Raw genomic sequence first — 17,728 nt, 5'->3', positions numbered from 1 at the left:
CGCGCCGGTCGGCACCGGACCGCACATGACGAGGTTCGCGAACGGATCCAGCGATCACCCCGCCCCGCGTCCCGATGAGTATCGCCGGGTAGGAACCCGTAGTCGACTACTCGTGAGACGACGACATCCGAGGCGAAGACTCGGGGAATCGGATCGTCCGTTGCGGGGCGATTTCGCAGGCAAAGAACGTTTACGCGAAATGGAGGACATCATGACCGCAGGCATGGATTCGGCAGTCGTTCACACGGCGAACGAGGCAGCCGATATCAAGAAACAGGATCTGCTCGATCAGACTTCGTGGGTAGCGCATTTGTGGGCCGACGTCCCCGCGGCCATCAGCTACGCGAACTCGCCGCCGCTCTCGCAGGCGGGCACCATCGTCTTCAATATCCGGGACAACGGCCAGGTGTGGACGTACGACCTGCACTGACTCGCGTCACCGGTGAATCGTGGATCCGGTTCCACACTGTCGTGTGACTGGCATGAGTCGCCCGGCTTGGTATGCGAAGTGGCGTCGGAATCGTCGGCGGGGTCGTCGCCGGTGGTGATGATGATCCCGAAATAGCCATGGCGCGGTGCGGAAAAATGATAGTGCCCTCGGCGGGACACGCACAACATGGGCAACTGTAAAACGCTTGGTCATCGCGGGGACGTACATAGTCTGAGGGGTGCGGTTCATTCCTATGGATCGGTTCCCGTTCCCATCTTCGATGTGACCAGGGCGGGGCGTGTCGAAGATGGGAACGGGGGCGACCTGGGGACTTTGGGTGGACGGCTGGTTATCGAAACGGACTACCAGCTGTGACTGCCGTCGGCGGACTGTTTTCGTTGGTCGATTTGCGAGTTGTCGGGCTACCGTGAACTTGGTCTGCGTCGCCGTTGGGTGGGGATGGGTACGTGGCTGGGGCGGCTTACGACGATGACGTCGGTGACGTTGGGGAGTTTGAGCAGGGCGTTGCGGGTAGTGCCGTGTTCTTGTACGGAGGCGGACTCGTCGTAGATGAAGACCAGGAGTTTCTTGTATGGAGCGTTGTCGGTCAGGTAGGCGCTGTGGTCTTCGAGGATTTCCTTCTCGATGTCTTTGAAGTCCGATGCCTTACGGGCGTATTTGACTTCGATGAGTAGGTCGAGAGAGGGGATGGCGAAGTCCGCTCGGTAGGAGCTGTGGCCGAGTTTGCGGAGGGTTTCTTCGTCGACGAGGTCGTCGAACTCGGGCCGAAGGATCATCCAGAGGATGTCTTGAATCTCTCGTTCCTCTGTGATCGGCCACTGGATGGGGTGTCCGATGGTGTTGTCGTCGTAGCGCCAGCGGCGCATGGCGTCGCCGAAGCGGCTGAGCAGGGTGCTGACGTGGCTGCGGCTGAGCAGCAGGCTGTCGATGCTGGAGGTGACCATGTGTGCCGCAGCCTCTAGCAACAGCGCTGCCCTCCAGGAGGTGGGGATCGGTTCGGCCTGGCCGAGGGTGATGCTGCTGAGCAACCGTCGGCGAAGATCGCGGAGTTCGTTCGGCGACATCTCGATCGGGCTTCCTGGCGAGGTGGTCAGCCAGTGCAAGCCGGCGAGGCAGACCGGGTCGTCGATCGTCTGGGGATCAAGGCGAACGCGGTCCGGGTTGCCGAGGATGTGGCGTGCATGTTGTTGGAATAGCCGCAGTACTTCGGTGGCTGGGTGCAGTCGGGGATCTTGCAGGACTTGCTGTAGCCAAGGGCGTGCCTCGGGTACTGAGTCCTGAGCAATGTTGACGGCCAGTGCGATTCCTACGATTTGTGCGGGGTCGTTGAGGAAGGTGACGCCGTCGGTATGGAAGGGGTTCTTCCTCATCAATATCGGCAGTCCGGCTGTTAGATGCTGTTGGCCGGTCTGGGATTCTGCCGAGGGGTACTCGGTGAGGCCGAAGCCGAGGATGGCAAGTCCTGGGGTATGAGTTAGCCGGTGGCGGTTGTCGTTGAGCCACTGCGGTGTCATAGGGTCGACGTTCCAGGTGAAGGCGAGACGGCGTTTTCCAAGGATGTGATGAGCCAGTAGGCCATCCAGATTGCCGGTCATATTCGCTTGCTGGATGATCCGATCGAGGTTTGCGATCTGTGCGGCGAGAAGCTCACCCAGGGGTCCGGAGGTGTTGTTCTCCGGAGTGAGGGTCACAGGAACCACCTGCTCGAGCGTAGTTTTGTAGTGATGATGTCGGCGTTCCAATTGCGGACGTGGCGGAGGTGGCCGAGGAGATCGGCGATCAGGTCGGAGTATGAGATCGTGACGGGTTTGCTGGAGGGGTACATCCGGCGCCATGACATCGCGGTGAAACGGAATGCCTGTCGGGTGAGGTACTCCATGTCGGTGAATGTGGATTCGCGGTGTAGCTTGAGTGACAACGGTTTGGGAGCACCGTGCAGGGGGTTCTTCATATCCCACGGGCCGGTGGTCGCCAGCAAAACTTCGCGCGAGCCGATCGGAACGGCGTAACCGCTGTGAGGTACGTAGTAGCCCTTGGCTTGGCCTTGGGAGCGGTTACCCGCGGTGCCTGTGCTGGCGCGATCGAACATCACCCACTCGTGTTCGGTGCTGACGTGTACGAAGGCGAACTCGACATTGGCGTACTGGCTGGTGAGCCGCTCCACGAGCTGCTTGACTGCGGTCGTCTCGATGTCTTTGAGCGGTTTGAAGACGTGGAAGACGAGTCGGACTTCGTCGCCCTTCTGCCAGGCGTTGCGGTCTTTGATGTCGTTGATGCAGTCGGTCAACGATCGTAGAAGTTCGCGAGGATAATCTTTGTAGTCGGCTTCGCGAGAAGTGTTGGACAGCAGATAGTTTCCGTCGGCATTGAAGACGGTGGTGATACCGACGACCCGTTCCGACGGGGTGAGGCGACCGGCATTGACGTGGGCGCTTCCGATTCCGATGACCAGCTCGTGTGCGAGAGCGCGCGGGGCGGCAATGACGAACGGAATCCCGCCGAGTTTGGAGTAGCATGCGAGGGCGATGCTGTTCAGTGGGTCGGCGAGCTTGCTCAGTCGAGCGGTCTCGATCCTGACCTCTTGGACGGGCACGCCCTGGCCCATGAACGTCGACTTCGAGACAAGGTAGGGGCTCGCGTCGCCGGTCAAATGTTTCTGCGCGTCGCTGGTGAAGACGAACGCCAGGTCGATGTCACCGCTAGCGAGTGCTTCTCGGCAGGCATCCCGGTATGCGCTGGCATCGGTGGGCAGGCCGTCGAAGGGGAACATGGTCACGTGGGGGTTGCCGAGGTGGTACATGCGGGCGAAGCCCTGGTTGTAGGTATGTCCGTTTGGAATACCACCAAGGAACTTGGACATGAAGTTCTCGATGATTCCTTTGTGCTGTCGCGGCATGACGACCGCGATCCGCGGGTTCTTTCTGGCGAAGAACTCTGCATCGAAGGGACCGTAGGCGTCGAGGCCGCGACCGACGGATCGCTCTTTTTTGTCTCCGGCTTGGTCGAATTGAAAGGTGGGTGTGTCACAGCGAATCCATTCGACACTGCGTGCACCTTCGCTGTCCGATCCGATAGGTGGCTCGAGCGTCACCGTCAAGTCACGGGCAATCGTCAGCGGGCAGTGCCGCTGGAGGCTTCCGGCAAGTTCCTGCGTCTTGTGATAGCGGCCGAGCGCTCCCAGCAGGTCGAAAGTCGCCTGCTCCAGTTCCTTGACGATCTGGGTCCCATCGGCACCCGCCAACGTGGAGAGCACCATGGCGAAGGTCTCGCGGCGGCATTCCAGCCACGTTCGGTCGGCTTCGATGCGTGCGACGCTGGGCGCATCCCGAAGGACTAGCTCGCAGCCGTCTATGGAGTCGATCGCACCGATGGTGCGCCTCGACGCGTAGCGGTCCATATGCGGAAGCTGCGGCGTGGTGTCGTCCTCGGCGAGGACGTACAGCCCGTTCACGTCGATGCCGCGTTCGAGCAACTCCGCAACCGTCATGTCGATCTCGTACCGCGTCTTCAGCCCGATCACGACTCCCGGTCGCCCCGAGGGGCCCATCACCTTCGAATCCAGCACATATTGGGGATAGACGTGAAGTCTCTGGAGCATGTCGAGTCCTCGCGCACCGAGGATAGGCGCGAGTAGGTCTCTTCCCGGTCGCCGGGACACGAATGTCAGAGGCTTGTGCCTGCGCAGCTCGTAATGCCAGTCGAGCACCAACCGTAGTAACGCCTCCTGGACCAAGCGCATTGTCAGTGGTTGAAACTCGCGGGTGAAGAACGTGGTGGGTGTGCCACGCAGGTCGGCGTCAGCGCTCAGGGGGACGCAGGCGATACCTTCACGGCTTCGGGAAACCACGTGGGTGCCAGCCAGCTCTGCTCGGAGGCTATTGAGTTGCTCGGACGACTCGAACTCGACCAATCCACCCTCGAACTTCGCGGCGGAGAATGCCACCGGCATGAAGTTGAAAGCCAACCTGGGTGAGCCTGTTCTGCTCATCTTGCCTCATTCCCCTCGTCACCCCTCGCAAACGGCGGCAAGCCGTCGATGCGTGGCGGCGGACCCGTGCCTGCTTCACCAGCTAGATTGCCATCATTGCACCGGACCCCGACAGCCTCGGGTCAGGCCAGCCGCCGGTCCGCAAAGCCGGGCAACGCCTTGCTCTCTCGCAGCACAGCACCTCTTGGATGTGCGCCTATTCAAGGCGAGTGGGAGTCGCAGGATCTGCGGACGTCGAAGTTATCGGCATTATTCGGTGATCTTGAAGTCCCGGGTTCGTCGGACCTCTTGGAATGATTCGTAGTCGTATTTGCCGAAGGTCTTCAGCAGGGTCTTCAGTTTCGTTGCGTCGAATTTCGGCACCTGGCACTGCTCGAACAGCCCCTGGTCGGTGGCCTTGACCAGCTCAGGGTTGATGCGTCGAGTCTCGATGGTTCGTTCCCAGGTGGCGACTCCATCGATTCCGCTGGTGGCCCCGATGGCGAGTTTGAGCTCGATCTCGATCAGCTCCTTCTCTGCCTGCACTTGTGCCCGGAGGGCCGCCAGCCGCGTGTCCTCCGCATTCAATTCGATCCAGCGCTGGCGCAACCGGATGGCCGTGTCGTCGCTGGGCAGAAGGGTCGGTTCCGGTTCGAGGTCCTGGAGTTCACGGACCCTCCTGATCTTCGGAAGCTCGTCGGCGAGGTAGTCTCGGCATTGCTGAAACACCTGCGCTGCCTCGGCTTGGGTGAGGTTGTAGATCTCCGTGCCGCCTTCGCTGCCACGCCGGTGACCCCATTCGTCCTTCACGTACACCTCGAGGAGGGTAGGTAGGGGTGATGAGGACATGCGGTGGCTCGCCTGCGTCGATGCTGGCGGCGACGCGAGCTTCAAGATCCGCAACGGCCTAATAGTGGCCGACCGCCCGGGCGCTGCGTGCGGGGCGCGCCCTCGCTGCGGCGGAACCGCAAGCCGTCCAGCGCGTCGATCGGCTCCCGGGCTCTGGGGAAGTCGCCTGGATGTTGGGCGGCGGTTGTAGTCGGGAACGATGCGAATCAAATATGCTGGAAGAGCGATGAATTCGGACAGGGCGGCGCGAGAAGCGCGAAAGCGTCAGCGAGACCGGCAAGCTGTTGAAGCTCGTAACCGTCGGCTCAACAAGATGAGCAAGGAGTCGCGAGACCTTCTCGAGAGCGTCGCCGACCGCTTGCCTTCTGACGTGGTCGACAGCTACCGGACCTATAGCGACGTTGGTGAGTGGGCGATGCTGGTCGACGTGCTGTGCGCCAGCCTGGTCAAGCGCCGGATCCCGGTCACTGAAGCGGAACGCGATGCCGTGGCGAACGTGCTCGGCCAGTTCAATCTCCCAGCGGAGGGATACCGCTACCTCAACGACCCCCAAGGCGTGCTGTCTGAGCTCAACGTGGTCACTGCGTGAATTCCTCGTGATCCCATCGGGGCGATGCAGTCGGTCTTGTACTTTGTCGGCGAGCGCGACACCGACCGTGTCGTCGAGTTGCAGCACTTCGCGTTTAGCTCCGACCGATTACGCTGTGGACAGGTCGACATGTTCCAACTCGGTAAGCCGGTAGCGCCAGTCTAGGGCTCGGCCCAACAACGCGTCGGTGATCTTCATCGCTGCGGTGAAGCCGAGGTCGCGGCGGATCAGATGATCCAGCTCGGTCAGCACCAGCGGCGATGCGACCAGGGTTTCGCGTTCCCTCACGCGCAGCGTCTGCTCGTGTTCGTCTTCGCCGCCGTCGAATGCGGCGAACAGAGCCCCCACAACCCTGGATGATCACGGGTAGCCACGCTGGTCCCTGTAGACTAGTCCGACCACGAACTACGGCTGGAGTAGTAGGCCTGCCTGGCGTGTCCGGATGGTGTTCGGCTACCCTGTCGTCAGCACATCGTGGGGTTCGAGTGGGGGATAGCCTGAAGCCATGAGCTTGTTGATCAGCGATGTGAGTTTCTCCTACGGGACTCGCTCCGTGTTACGCCGTGTGACTTGGGAGTTGAATCCTGGTGTGACAATGCTGCTCGGCCCCAACGGGGCAGGTAAGTCGACCTTGCTCGCCTTGGTCGCCACACGACTCGCAATGACGGCAGGCAGCATCTCCTCCGACAAGCTTTCCTGGTCCGCCCCCGGGGATCTGATGACCATTCGGCGCCGCATAGGCTGGGTACCGCAGTCTCTCGATGTGGATCGGGCCATGCGAGTGCACGATTTCGTTTCCTATTGTGGTTGGCTGCGTGGCATGTCCAGCCGAGCGTCGGCGGCCGCGGCTGGGCAAGCACTGGAGCGGGTGGGCCTGGCCGCACGCCGCAAAGACCGGATCAAGGCACTCTCGGGGGGCATGCAACGCCGTGCGCTCATTGCCGCAGGGATAGTGCACTCGCCATCCATACTTGTCCTCGACGAACCAACCGCGGGGCTAGACCCGAAGCATCGACGCTCGCTGAACACGATGATCAACGACCTGGGCCGCGAGGGTGTAATCGTATTGCTCGCAACCCACCTCTCGGAGGACGCCGAATCGGCCGATTGGATCGGTATTTTGAGCGGCGGATCACTGGTCGCGAACGACACGCCCGCAGCGCTGAAGGCCGAGTACGGTTCGATCTCGCAAGCATACGTGGAACTGGCTTCGGACGACGAAGACGCGGGAGCGGTACCCGCGTGAGAAGACTTGTGGCTTACCTCCGCGGTGGTCGACCGATTCCCAAGTCGGCCGTGATAGCTCTTTTCGGGCTTTCGCTGACCTACATGCAGGTCTCGGATCCGAGAGAACAATTCAGCGGGTATTGGCCCGGCGTGGATGTTTCAGCTGCGGGGAGAACCCTGCTCGTGGGGGTGGGTGTAGCCGCGGTTTCGGCGTGGGTCGCGCAACGATGGCCGGTACGCCTTCGAATGCAGGCTTCGGTACGTGCTGGCTGGCAGATCTCGGTCCGCGACCTGGTTAGGCTGTATCTGGTGGTAATCACCATGTTCGCGGTGGATTACGCGTTACTCGTCGCCTACCGGTTCAGTTCGCACGGCGCAGGTACGCCAAAATATTCTGTCGTCGTTGATTGTATGGTGTGGCTTCTGTTTTGTGTCACCGTGGGGTGGGCGATCGGCAGTATACTGCGCGCTGCTGCTGCGATTTTCACCGCCGCGGCAACGACGCTCCTACTGTCGGTGGCATCGGTCATGGCCAATGATGGTCACATCGGTTTTCCCCTGCTTGCCGGACGCCAACTGCCATCATTGCCGTCCTACGCTGTGGACTTGTCTCCGACTCCTATAGTGACGATTGTCGGAATCATCACGACCCTCCTCGTAGCCGCATTGATTGTGGCTGCCACGATACCCCGACGGGTTTCGTGGAAGACCACCGGTGCGGCGCTTGCCAGCGCAGTCGTGATCCCGATCGCAGCTTCGACCGCCACAGGTGGGAGTTCCTGGCTGGAACCGCGCGTCGCGGCAACCGAGCCCGTCTGTGTCGGATCGGAACTGCAAGTCTGTTCCTGGAACGAGGACACCCAGCGACTCGCGGCGCTAGGGCCCGCGCTGCCAAAACTCACCGACGCTATGCGGAATACGGGGTACCCGATTCCGGCGCGGCTGAGCGTATCCGGCGCAATGCCCGACGCGGCGGCGAAAATTTGCCCGTTCCGCACTATGAAGGACGGCGTCGTAAACATACTGGGGCGTGTGCCTGCCGAGAGCGATTCATGTATCGGCTCGGATCGGCCGAAACAGTGCCCGGGCGACGTTGAAATTCGAGGAGAATACTTGGCTCTCACCCAGATATACATGCGATGGCTCGGCAACTTCCCACTGGGTGCGGATCGGCTGATATCGAGGCATGCCGACGGCAGCCCCACGAAAGAATACCTCGCCGCCGAGAATATTCTAAGCTGGCCGCCGGATAAGCAATTCTTCTATATGTCGCAGGCGTATCGAGCAATTAGTGAATGCGATGCCTCTTCGGCGCCGGCTTTGCTCGACAACGTTGGGTATCGCTGATGCCGCTCAGTCAGTACCTACGTATGCGAACGTTGTTGGAAGCTGTGCCATTCTTCGTGGTGTGCTTTCCGCTCATAGCGTTGGCGAAACAGCAGATACCGCGGCTGTACGGACTGGAACAAGGGGTCGGTATAAGCCCGGCCCGGCTTGTGCCGATTTTATTAGCGGGAGCACTGGTTGTCGCAACCGGCTCGCGTCTCGGTGACGCTCACGAGCATGCACTACTCGGCAGACGCTCCCTTATTGAACGTGCACAATTGGTATTGATAGCCTTTGCCCTCGCAGTACCGGTAATCGGGGCAATGCGTTTGTCCGGTGTTCCGTTCGGTGGTGTAATCCGCGCCGGATTCGATACGGCGCTCTTCTTCGGAATCGCACTCTTAGCATGTGTGCGTCTTCCTAGAATGATAGCGCTGGGAACCTCATTGATCGTGTCGTGGTCGATTCAGACTCTGCCGTGGTGGTGGACTTTTACACCTGGCACATGGACTGACATGCGTGGATTTACAACGCCTTTCACACTGGCCGTAGTGTCTCTGCTGGGCTTGGCCCTCGGTGCGAGTGTCTGGCTCGCCCAGTATCCACAAGTCCACGGCGCGTCTTGGCGGCGATTGCGTTTCCGCAAGCTGCTGTGAAACTTGTTGCGCTGCAAACTTTTTCATTGACATCAGTACGTAAAGCGGGATAGTGTCAGCTCGGGCGACCTCGGAAGAGGTGCCCAACCTGGGAGGGTTTACGGGGGGAGTTCGCTGCTTATAGAGGACCTTCTGCGTAAACATCAGACGCGAAGCGGAGCATTCATGAAGGTCAGAAGTTGTCTCGCGATTCTCTGCGGCATTGCCACATTGATGGTCGGGGGCGTGATCGCAACGGCCCCCGCAGCAGTGGCGCAGCCTGCCCCGACACCGCTGGATTGTCGGTCGGATCGGAAGAATGATAAGGATATCGAGGTGCGCTGCTGGAATCTCAGCGCTGAAAGAAGTTACCGAGTCAGGGTTTCTATCGATTGCGCATGGCAGCCAGATCCCTCGGAAATATTTGACATCCCCAGGAAGGATGATCGCCGAGCAACGTTGAGCTGCAATTCGCTGGGTAACGCACGTGGCACATTCAAATATGAAGTGATTCAGTGACGTACCCAGTATGCTGATGCCAGGAATGTGGAACTCAACGATGCGGAAACTGCTTTCAGCGATTGCGCTGCTCTTTGTATCCATAGTCACAGCGGGGCTTGTCGGCAGTCCGGCCAGCGCGGAGCCGACGACAGAAGGACCGCACTTCGTCCAGGTGGAGGGATGGTACCCGGAAGGGCCAGGCGGTTTCTACCGGGGCGGAAACAATATGGAGCCCAAGCCGAACGAATATCGTATCCGAGATGGTCTGGTACAGACCACCCACGGTATTTCTCTGCACACCGACCCATCGGCAGTCGAGCGCTTCGGAGGTGCCTACGCTGTGATGAGTTATCCATCGACGCTGCAGATCATCCAGCGTGGAAAAGATAGGCAACATTTCGAGATGGTCCCGGCCCAGCCGATGCCACTCGATGATTATCGCGCCGCGCTTGCACACGTCCAATTGGAACTCGCACAACGAGTGAAGTGAAGGCGTACCTGGTCAACAGATAACCAACCATTAGGGCGGGCGCTGCTGGAAGTGTCCGCCGTAATGGTCGGGGCGACTTGGGACCGCTGGCGAAGTGAGCATCCTGGGAAAGCGGTGTACGGTTCGCTGCCGTCATCGTCGAAAGATTCGACCGGCGCGAGCAGGGCTGATAACTGACAAAGTGATTCGCAATTAAAGGCCGTTCTCCTTCGCCTCAACGAGTGTAGGGTATACACAGTAGAACTACATGAAACAACGAGACGCATTTCGCGGATGAATGCGCTATATCTACGCTCGACGTGGCAGGCGGCCCACTGGGCAGCAGTAGGCCCGGAACCGAGTAAACTTATCGACTGAGATCAACGGTGATTCCCTGAGACTCCGAACGCACTCGACATTCGTTCGATCTACAGGCAACCCCACACGAGGTAGCTGCTGCAGGCCGATCCGGTGGAACACGATCCCGGCAGAGTCTTGTGGTAGTGACTTGCCGGAGACCAGCTGGCAGAATAGTGGAATGGCAAGTGTAAAAGGGATGGCTGTTCGTTGGGTTGCCGACGACCAGCCAGGAATCATAGAGGTCCAACTGACTGACGCCGAGGGTGTCGTACACAGCCTGATCGACAAGTTGCCGATCTTCGATGGAACCGAAGATCTTGGGCCTGGCTCAACCTACCCGGTGCCAGTCGAAATCGAGGTGGATCTCGTAGAACCAATCGATGGCGACAATGCGGTGGTGGATCTGAGGTGGGGAGCGGTGAATACCGATCGCGTCCGATTCGTCGTACCCGGCGTCGACCTCACACTGTAACCATCAGCGCCGTTCTCTGGGGTTCGCGGTTCGGGGAACAGCGGCCGCCGCCGCCAGCGAACATCGACTGTTCGGCATGAAAATATTGCTAGTGAGACATCGTCTTATTTAGCCTCTATCTTTCGCTGGCCTGCGGCCCGGCGTGATCAGGTACGGATTGGGTTTCGCTGCTTGTGAGCAGCGTATTGGCAAACTGGCGCGGCCCGGTCGGGTGTCTGCCGGGTTCCACAGGCTCGAGTGATGCGTCCTTTCATGTCGTAGGGGTGGATTCGTTCTGGTCAGCCTGGGTGGGTTCTTCCACGCGGTTGCCCATGTTTTGTGTTTCCTAGGGGCTCGTACGGAGGCAACCGTCTTGACTTGCACGTTTCCGTTCTATCCAATGGACCGGAAGCAGTCCAGGAATCACGACAACCCGCGGACGTGCGGAAACGCGTCGCAGCTTGTGCCCTCGGCAGGATTCGAACCTGCGACACCCGCTTTAGGAGAGCGGTGCTCTATCCCCTGAGCTACGAAGGCTGGGTGGGCTCGAGGCCCGCCCGGGACGTTCGCAGTCTACCGGGTAACGGGCTCGGAGGCCGCATCGCTGTCGTATGGGCGTTGGTGGACGGGATCAGAAGCCCCCGTCGAATCCTCCGCCGTCGAATCCTCCGCCGTCGTAGCCGCCTCCGTCGAACCCGCCGTTGTCGTAGCCGCCGGAGTAGTCCCCGCCCTGGTCGTAGCCGCCGGGGTAGTCGCCGCCTTGGTCGTAGTCCCCGCCCTGGCCGCCATCCGCGGCCAGTCCGTCTTGGAACCCTTCGCCGTAGCCGCTCTCGAAGCCGTGCGCGTCGTAGCCCACTCCGGACATCCCGGAGAACAGGGAGGTGAACAGCAGGGCCGAGCCGAGGCCCCAGGCGCCTGCGACCATGGCGGGTTTCCACCAGGGTTCGGAGTACCACCCGGCGGGTACCGGTCGTCCGGCCACTCGGCCGCCGGGGTAGTAATTCGGTGTCGATGACGAGGGTTCGGGGGCGGCCTTGATCTGCCTGCCCTCGTACTCGACGACGCGCTTCTCGGTCACCTGCCCCGCGGCGTCCTGGCCGTCGAGTCCGGGGATCGCGGGGCCCGGGTCCATGTTCATCGCGGTCCGTGCGGCCCTGATGTAGTAGAGCCCTTCCAGCGCGGTCTGCTTCGCCAGCCGTGCCTGCGTGGGCGTGCGCGCCTGGTCGAGTTGCGCGCCGGCCGCGAGATGCCGCTCGGAGGCGTCGGCGAGTGCCTGGACTGCCGCGTCGTTGCTGCCGGAGAGGCTGTAGACCTGGCCGCCGAGCCGTTCGTTCACTTGCCTGGCGTCGGCGAGAGCGTCGGCCAACTCGGTAGCTTTACGCTGTTCGCTCTGTTGTGACTGCCATATCAGCAAGACGATCAGCGCGCCGAGTATCAAGGCGATAAGCAGCCAAAACATGGGCACCTCTTCCGCGGGATCTCGGACAAGGCCAGTTTACTGTCGGCTTGCTGAGGTCTCACTGAGTGTGCGGGTCACGGCGTCGCGGCGGGTGCTTGCGCCTCGTCGTAGTCGGCGGGGTCGAAAGTCTTGGTCTTCCAGCGGTACAGCAGGGTCGCGCCGGGCCAGTTGTTGGTGATCCGGCCGCAGGCGTTGCGGTACCAGCTGGAGCAGAAGTTCCAGGGGGTGTCTTTCAAGCGCTTCTGCAACCAGTCGTCCCAGCGCTGCTCGGCGGCGGGGCGGGCGGCGAGGTAGCGGCCGGGACGATCGGTCAGGTACCGCACGACCTGGCGGATGTAGCGGGCCTGGGATTCGAGCATGTAGATGATGGAGCCGGAGCCGACGTTGGTGTTCGGGCCGTACATCATGAACAGGTTGGGGAACTGGGGCACCGAGAGTCCGAGGTAGGCGCGGGCGCCTTCGTCGCCCCAGACGTCGGCCAGTTTGCGTCCGCCGAGGCCGTAGATGTTCATCGGGGCAAGGAACTCGGTGCCCTTGAAGCCGGTACCGAAGATGATGACGTCCACGTCGTGCTCGACGCCGTCGGCGGTGCGGATTCCGGTCGGCGTGATCGACTCGATGGCAGTGGTCTCCACGGTGACGTTCGGCTGCGCCAGCGCGGGGAAGTACTCGTTGGAAAACAGTCCGCGCTTGCACCCCGCCGCGTAATCGGGAGTCAGTTTCGCGCGCAGTTCGGCGTCGGGCACCTGCTTTTCCCGGTGCCGGTCGGCCAATGCGATCACGGGGGTCTTGATCGCCGGGATGTCGGTCAGGCCGAGGGCGAGCGCCTCGAAGAAGGACCAGATGGCGAAGCGCTCGGCGAGGCGGCTGGGCGGAAAGTATTTGAACAGTGCGTGATGCAGAGCGCTGTACTCGACGTCGGCCTTCGGCAGCACCCAGGCGGCGGAGCGCTGGAACAGCGTGAGGTGACCCGCGGTCGGCTGAATGCGCGGGATGTATTGGATCGCGCTGGCCCCGGTGCCGATGCAGGCGATGCGCTTGCCGGTCAGGTCGACATCGTGATCCCACTCGGCGGAGTGGAACGCCGGACCGGTGAAGGTTTCGATGCCAGGGATGTTCGGCAGGGCCGGGCGCGAAAGCTGGCCGACCGCCGGGACGAGGATGTCGGCGGTCAGTTGCGCTCCGTCGGCCGTGCGGACGGTCCACTGGCCGGTGCGCTCGTCGAACTCCGCGTCGGTGACCTCGGTGCCGAAACGGATGAAGCGTCGCAGGCCGTGCCGGTCGGCGACGCCCTGCATGTACTCGTGGATGTCGCGTTGTTCGGAGAAACGCCGTGGCCAGTCGGACTTCGGCTCGTAGGACCACGAGTACAGCGGGGAAGGCACGTCGCAGGCCGCGCCGGGATAGGTGTTCTCCCGCCAGACGCCGCCGAGATCGGTGGCGCGCTCCAGAATCGTGAAGGTGTCCAGCCCGGCCCGCCGCAGCTCCAGCGCGATGCCGAGCCCACCGAATCCGGCGCCGATGATGATGATGGACGGCGTCGTCATCCATACAGAGTACGAGCCGGTATCCGCAGGTCCGAAGACATCCGCGGTCATTGAATCGGCATTTCCGGCCAGCGAGGGCGTCAGTTCCCGGCGAGTTGGCGTGCGATGACCAGACGCTGAATCTGGTTGGTGCCCTCGAAGATCTGCATCACCTTGGCCTCGCGCATGTAGCGCTCGACCGGGAAATCCTGGGTGTAGCCGTAGCCGCCGAACACCTGGACCGCGTCGGTGGTGACCTTCATGGCGGCGTCGGTGGCGACGAGCTTGGCCACGCTGGCCTGGCGCGAGTACGGCAGGCCCGCGTCGCGACGGCGGGCGGCGTCGAGGTAGGTGGCGCGGGCGGAGTCCACGGCGGCGGCCATGTCGGCGAGCACGAAGCCGAGCCCCTGGTGGTCGATGATGTGGCGGCCGAACGCCTCGCGTTCCTTGGCGTACGCGACGGCCTCGTCGAGGGCGCGCTGCGCCAGGCCGGTGGCGACCGCGGCGATGCCGAGACGGCCGGAATCCAAGGCGCTGAAGGCGATCGAGAGTCCCTGTCCCTCGGCGCCGACGCGACGTTCGGCGGGCAGGAACGCGTCGTCATAGGCGGCGGTGGTGGTGGGCACGGCGCGCAAGCCCATCTTCTCCTCGGGCTTGCCGAAGCTGAGCCCCTCGGTATCACCGGGGACCAGGAAGCAGGAGATGCCGCGGGAACCTTCGCCGGTGCGGGCGAACAGGGTGTAGAAGTCGGCGCGTCCACCGTTGGTGATCCAGGCTTTGGCGCCGGTGATCCGGTAGCCGCCCGCCACGGGGGTGGCGCGGCAGCGCAGCGCGGCCGCGTCGGAACCGGCGTGCGGCTCGGACAGGCTGTAGGCGCCGATGGTCTCGCCGGAGAGCATGTCGGCCAGCCAGCGTTCCTTCTGTTCCTCGGTGCCGAAGGCGAACAACGGATGGCAGGACAGGCTGTGCACGCTGACGGCCACGGCGACGGCGGCCCACCGGGCGGCGAGTTCCTCGAGCACCTGGAGGTACACCTCGTAGGGCTGCGCGCCGCCGCCGTATTCCTCCGGATACGGCAGGCTGAGCAGCCCTGCGGCGCCCAGCGCGGGGAAGACGCCATCGGGGAAGATCCCGGTCTTCTCGCACTCGGCCACGCGCGGTTCGAGCACCTTGTCGGCGATGTCGCGGGTCAGCTCCAGCAGGTCCCTGGCCTCGGAGGTGGGCAGCATTCGGTCCACTGGCATGTCGTCTACTCCACGGTTCGCTCGGTGCGTCTCTCGTGATTCACAGTAACCGGGCGTGTCCGGCGGCTCCTTCACGTCGGAAGGCGGTCGCGGCGAATCCAGGGTGCGGCACGGCGGGACGTTCCGGTCCGGACACGATTGCGGCGGATACGACGAGTTCGGTGCAGAATATTCCGACCGGAGCGGCACCTGGTGGCCGAGTGCGAACTGTTGCAGGACGCTCCTTCTGCACGTGCAGTTGTGTGTACAGGTGCGCGTGAACGTCGCTGCGACGCCGCGGTATTCGTGCTGGTAACCGTCGTTGTGCGCGAGGCATGTCCACATCGCGGGAAGGGCGTGCCGATCGGTTTGTCTCAGTCGGGTGATATCGCTTCGCTCGCCTGGCGCACTGACGCCACACTCGACTAAGACAGAAGACTGTCGGGATCCGGGGTCGACCGGTGTGTCGGCGGCAACGCAGGGGGTGCCGCCGCCACACCGGCCCGGAGCGCTGGTGTCGGCGGCTTCGTCTGTTCTAATATCTGCGTATGAATGCAGATAACCAGGAATGGCGGCCGCGTCTCGCGGAGGATCAGGTCGGACTGGTTGTCGAGGTGTTCCGCATGCTCGCCGACCCCACCCGCGTGCAAGTGCTCTGGGCGCTGGTCGACCGCGAACTGTCGGTGAACGACCTGGCCGGACAGGTCGGCAAGCCGGCGCCTTCGGTGTCCCAGCATCTGGCCAAATTGCGCATGGCGCGGTTGGTGAACCCCCGCCGATCGGGGACGACGATCTTCTATCGCCTGGAGAACGAGCACGTCCGGCAACTGGTGGTGGACGCGGTGTACAACGCCGAGCACGCGGGCCCAGGCGTTCCCGCGCATCATCGTGGCGCGAGCGCGCTGCGTGAACTCCCCGGCCGAGACGAGGCGAGCGCATGACCCATCGGCACCATCACCACCACGATGACGGACATCATCATCACCGGCATCCTTCGGGACCGTTCGCGGTGCTGCGGGAGATCTTCGTCCCGCACAGCCACGACGCCGCCGACAGCATGGATGACGCGCTGGAGGCCAGCGAGATCGGCATCCGGGCGGTCAAGATCAGCCTGGTCGTGCTCGGATGCACCGCGGTGCTGCAACTGGGCATCGTCGCTGTGTCCGGCTCGGTGGCGCTGGCCGCGGATACCGTGCACAACTTCTCCGACGCGCTGACCGCGGTTCCGCTGTGGATCGCGTTCGCCCTCGGCCGCAAGGCCGCGACCCGGCGCTACACCTATGGCTTCGGCCGGGCGGAGGATCTGGCCGGGCTGTTCGTCGTCGCGATGATCGCCTTGTCGGCGCTGATCGCCGGATATGAGGCGGTGCGCAGGTTGCTCCATCCGGTGCCGATCGAGCATCTGGGCTGGGTCGCCGCGGCCGGGTTGGTCGGGTTCCTCGGCAACGAGACTGTCGCGCTGTACCGGATCCGCGTCGGCCGGCGGATCGGCTCGGCGGCACTGGTCGCCGATGGCTTGCACGCGCGCACCGACGGTTTCACCTCGCTGGCCGTGCTGCTCGGCGCGGGCGGAGTGGCACTCGGCTTCCCCCTCGCGGATCCGATCGTCGGGTTGCTCATCACCGCGGCGATCCTCGCGGTGCTGCGAACCGCGGCACGCGACGTGTTGCGCCGCTTGATGGACGCCGTCGAGCCCGGGATGGTCACCGCGGCCGAGCGGGCGCTGGCCGCCGAGCCCGGCGTGCAGGGCGTGCGCAGCCTGCGAATGCGGTGGATCGGTCACCGGCTGCACGCCGACGTCGAGTTGGACGTCGCCCCGACGATCACGCTCGCGGACGCGCACCGCGTCGCGCACGAGGCTCAGCACGCCCTGACCCATGTGGTGCCCAAGCTGGACACCGCTGTGGTGCATGCCTATCCGGCGCATACCGAAGTCGCGGTCTCCGGACCGGGTCGCGCGCCGAGCTGACCAGCGCAAACTGATGGCGTATGCCGTCGGATGGGTGGTCGCGGTTCTTGCTCCGCGGCCCCTGCCCACAGCGGCCTACCGTTGGGTAGCATCCCCGGTGTGATGTGGCTCATGGTCGATGCGTGCTGAACCATGACGCCGCGTGTACCGACTCTCCCTGAGCTGCCCGACCTGGGTCTACGCAGTCGCAAGCCGGAATATTTCGACATCGTCGCGTCGATTGGCGCGGAAGTGGATCCGCCCGAAGCCGGTCTTGCCCGCGACTATGCGGAGTATCTATGGCAGCGCGTGCGACCGGTTTATCGCAGCGGTGTGCACCCGGCCATCCAGTTGTGCGTGCGACGGTCCGAGCAAGTCGTTGTCGACCGGGCGCTGGGCCACGCGGACGGCGACGGCACCGACGCGCCGAATGTGCCGGTCGACATGACCACGTCGTTCGTCACCTACTCCGCGTCCGACTGCGTCACGGCATTCGCCGAGCGCCTGCACACCGAGCGCGAACTGCTGGAACCGCACGCGCCGATCGGCCGCCGCATTCCCGAATACGTCCGCCACGGCAAGGAATCCAGCACGATCGGGCAGGTGCTCGCGCATCGGTCCGGCGTGGCGAACCCGCCGGGGGAGACGCTCACCGTCGCGGACCCGGGAACTGCTGGTACGGAACCCGATGGTGGCCGAGACCGATGTGGCTTTCTGTGGGGAAGTCATCGATGGAAGAAGGAGTTC

General features: G+C 62.9%; 16 protein-coding genes and 1 tRNA gene. 9 read left to right on the top strand and 8 right to left on the bottom strand.

What is annotated here, in order from left to right:
* The first annotated feature begins 211 nt into the window (after positions 1-211).
* Positions 212-430, top strand: coding sequence for a hypothetical protein (locus ACL03I_RS33400; RefSeq protein ID WP_355079985.1), 219 nt, complete (start codon positions 212-214; stop codon positions 428-430).
* Positions 431-852: 422 nt separating this feature from the next.
* Here ACL03I_RS33400 and ACL03I_RS33395 read toward each other — a convergent pair whose 3' ends face one another.
* From ACL03I_RS33395 to ACL03I_RS33385, 3 genes are all read right to left on the bottom strand, one after another.
* Positions 853-2,151 carry a PD-(D/E)XK nuclease domain-containing protein gene (locus ACL03I_RS33395; protein WP_412807953.1) on the bottom strand — a complete coding sequence of 433 codons (1,299 nt, stop codon included), beginning with the start codon at positions 2,149-2,151 and terminating at the stop codon, positions 853-855.
* Positions 2,139-4,439, bottom strand: coding sequence for an argonaute/piwi family protein (locus tag ACL03I_RS33390; RefSeq protein WP_412807952.1), 2,301 nt, complete (start codon positions 4,437-4,439; stop codon positions 2,139-2,141). The genes ACL03I_RS33395 and ACL03I_RS33390 overlap by 13 nt, the downstream gene beginning before the upstream one ends.
* Before the next feature lie 249 nt (positions 4,440-4,688).
* A complete protein-coding gene (locus ACL03I_RS33385; RefSeq protein ID WP_412807951.1) occupies positions 4,689-5,228 on the bottom strand; it encodes a hypothetical protein in 540 nt (179 codons plus the stop codon).
* 352 nt (positions 5,229-5,580) lie between these two features.
* Here ACL03I_RS33385 and ACL03I_RS33380 point away from each other — a divergent pair, with 352 nt between their 5' ends.
* Entirely contained in the window at positions 5,581-5,856 is a 276-nt protein-coding gene (locus tag ACL03I_RS33380; RefSeq protein WP_412807950.1) for a hypothetical protein, read from the top strand.
* A gap of 108 nt (positions 5,857-5,964) precedes the next feature.
* Here the strand turns inward: ACL03I_RS33380 and ACL03I_RS33375 are convergent, their stop codons facing one another.
* Entirely contained in the window at positions 5,965-6,204 is a 240-nt protein-coding gene (locus tag ACL03I_RS33375) for a PIN domain-containing protein (protein ID WP_412807949.1), read from the bottom strand.
* Between the two features lie 157 nt (positions 6,205-6,361).
* On the opposite strand from ACL03I_RS33375, the gene ACL03I_RS33370 reads away from it, so the two are divergent.
* The 4 genes from ACL03I_RS33370 (at position 6,362) to ACL03I_RS33355 (ending at position 10,846) form a co-directional block, all read left to right on the top strand.
* Positions 6,362-7,102, top strand: a complete 741-nt coding sequence (locus tag ACL03I_RS33370; protein ID WP_412807948.1) for an ABC transporter ATP-binding protein — start codon at positions 6,362-6,364, stop codon at positions 7,100-7,102.
* Between the two features lie 83 nt (positions 7,103-7,185).
* A complete protein-coding gene (locus ACL03I_RS33365; RefSeq protein WP_412807947.1) occupies positions 7,186-8,430 on the top strand; it encodes a hypothetical protein in 1,245 nt (414 codons plus the stop codon).
* Between the two features lie 1,173 nt (positions 8,431-9,603).
* Positions 9,604-10,035, top strand: coding sequence for a hypothetical protein (locus ACL03I_RS33360; protein WP_412807946.1), 432 nt, complete (start codon positions 9,604-9,606; stop codon positions 10,033-10,035).
* Between the two features lie 517 nt (positions 10,036-10,552).
* The gene (locus ACL03I_RS33355; RefSeq protein WP_412807945.1) at positions 10,553-10,846 is read left to right on the top strand and encodes a hypothetical protein; all 294 of its coding nucleotides are present in this window, start codon (positions 10,553-10,555) and stop codon (positions 10,844-10,846) included.
* A gap of 443 nt (positions 10,847-11,289) precedes the next feature.
* Here the strand turns inward: ACL03I_RS33355 and ACL03I_RS33350 are convergent.
* From ACL03I_RS33350 to ACL03I_RS33335, 4 genes are all read right to left on the bottom strand, one after another.
* Positions 11,290-11,362: transfer RNA gene (locus tag ACL03I_RS33350), tRNA-Arg, on the bottom strand.
* A 94-nt stretch (positions 11,363-11,456) separates the two neighbouring features.
* Positions 11,457-12,284, bottom strand: a complete 828-nt coding sequence (locus ACL03I_RS33345) for a DUF1542 domain-containing protein (RefSeq protein ID WP_355079983.1) — start codon at positions 12,282-12,284, stop codon at positions 11,457-11,459.
* A 74-nt stretch (positions 12,285-12,358) separates the two neighbouring features.
* Positions 12,359-13,831 carry a flavin-containing monooxygenase gene (locus ACL03I_RS33340; protein WP_412807944.1) on the bottom strand — a complete coding sequence of 491 codons (1,473 nt, stop codon included), beginning with the start codon at positions 13,829-13,831 and terminating at the stop codon, positions 12,359-12,361.
* Between the two features lie 80 nt (positions 13,832-13,911).
* A complete protein-coding gene (locus ACL03I_RS33335) occupies positions 13,912-15,054 on the bottom strand; it encodes an acyl-CoA dehydrogenase family protein (protein ID WP_355079979.1) in 1,143 nt (380 codons plus the stop codon).
* 527 nt (positions 15,055-15,581) lie between these two features.
* On the opposite strand from ACL03I_RS33335, the gene ACL03I_RS33330 reads away from it, so the two are divergent.
* The 3 genes from ACL03I_RS33330 to ACL03I_RS33320 all read left to right on the top strand — a co-directional run.
* Positions 15,582-15,974, top strand: a complete 393-nt coding sequence (locus tag ACL03I_RS33330; RefSeq protein WP_412807943.1) for an ArsR/SmtB family transcription factor — start codon at positions 15,582-15,584, stop codon at positions 15,972-15,974.
* A complete protein-coding gene (locus ACL03I_RS33325) occupies positions 15,971-17,002 on the top strand; it encodes a cation diffusion facilitator family transporter (protein WP_412807942.1) in 1,032 nt (343 codons plus the stop codon). The genes ACL03I_RS33330 and ACL03I_RS33325 overlap by 4 nt, the downstream gene beginning before the upstream one ends.
* Before the next feature lie 132 nt (positions 17,003-17,134).
* Positions 17,135-17,728, top strand: a 594-nt coding sequence (locus ACL03I_RS33320) for a serine hydrolase domain-containing protein (RefSeq protein WP_412807941.1), incomplete at its 3' end; no start/stop codon positions are given.

Source organism: Nocardia sichangensis (assembly GCF_047200615.1).
GTDB classification, from domain to species: Bacteria; Actinomycetota; Actinomycetes; order Mycobacteriales; family Mycobacteriaceae; genus Nocardia; species Nocardia sichangensis.
The sequence above is the reverse complement of the archived record's forward strand: the minus strand, read 5'-3'. Positions and strand labels throughout refer to the sequence as shown.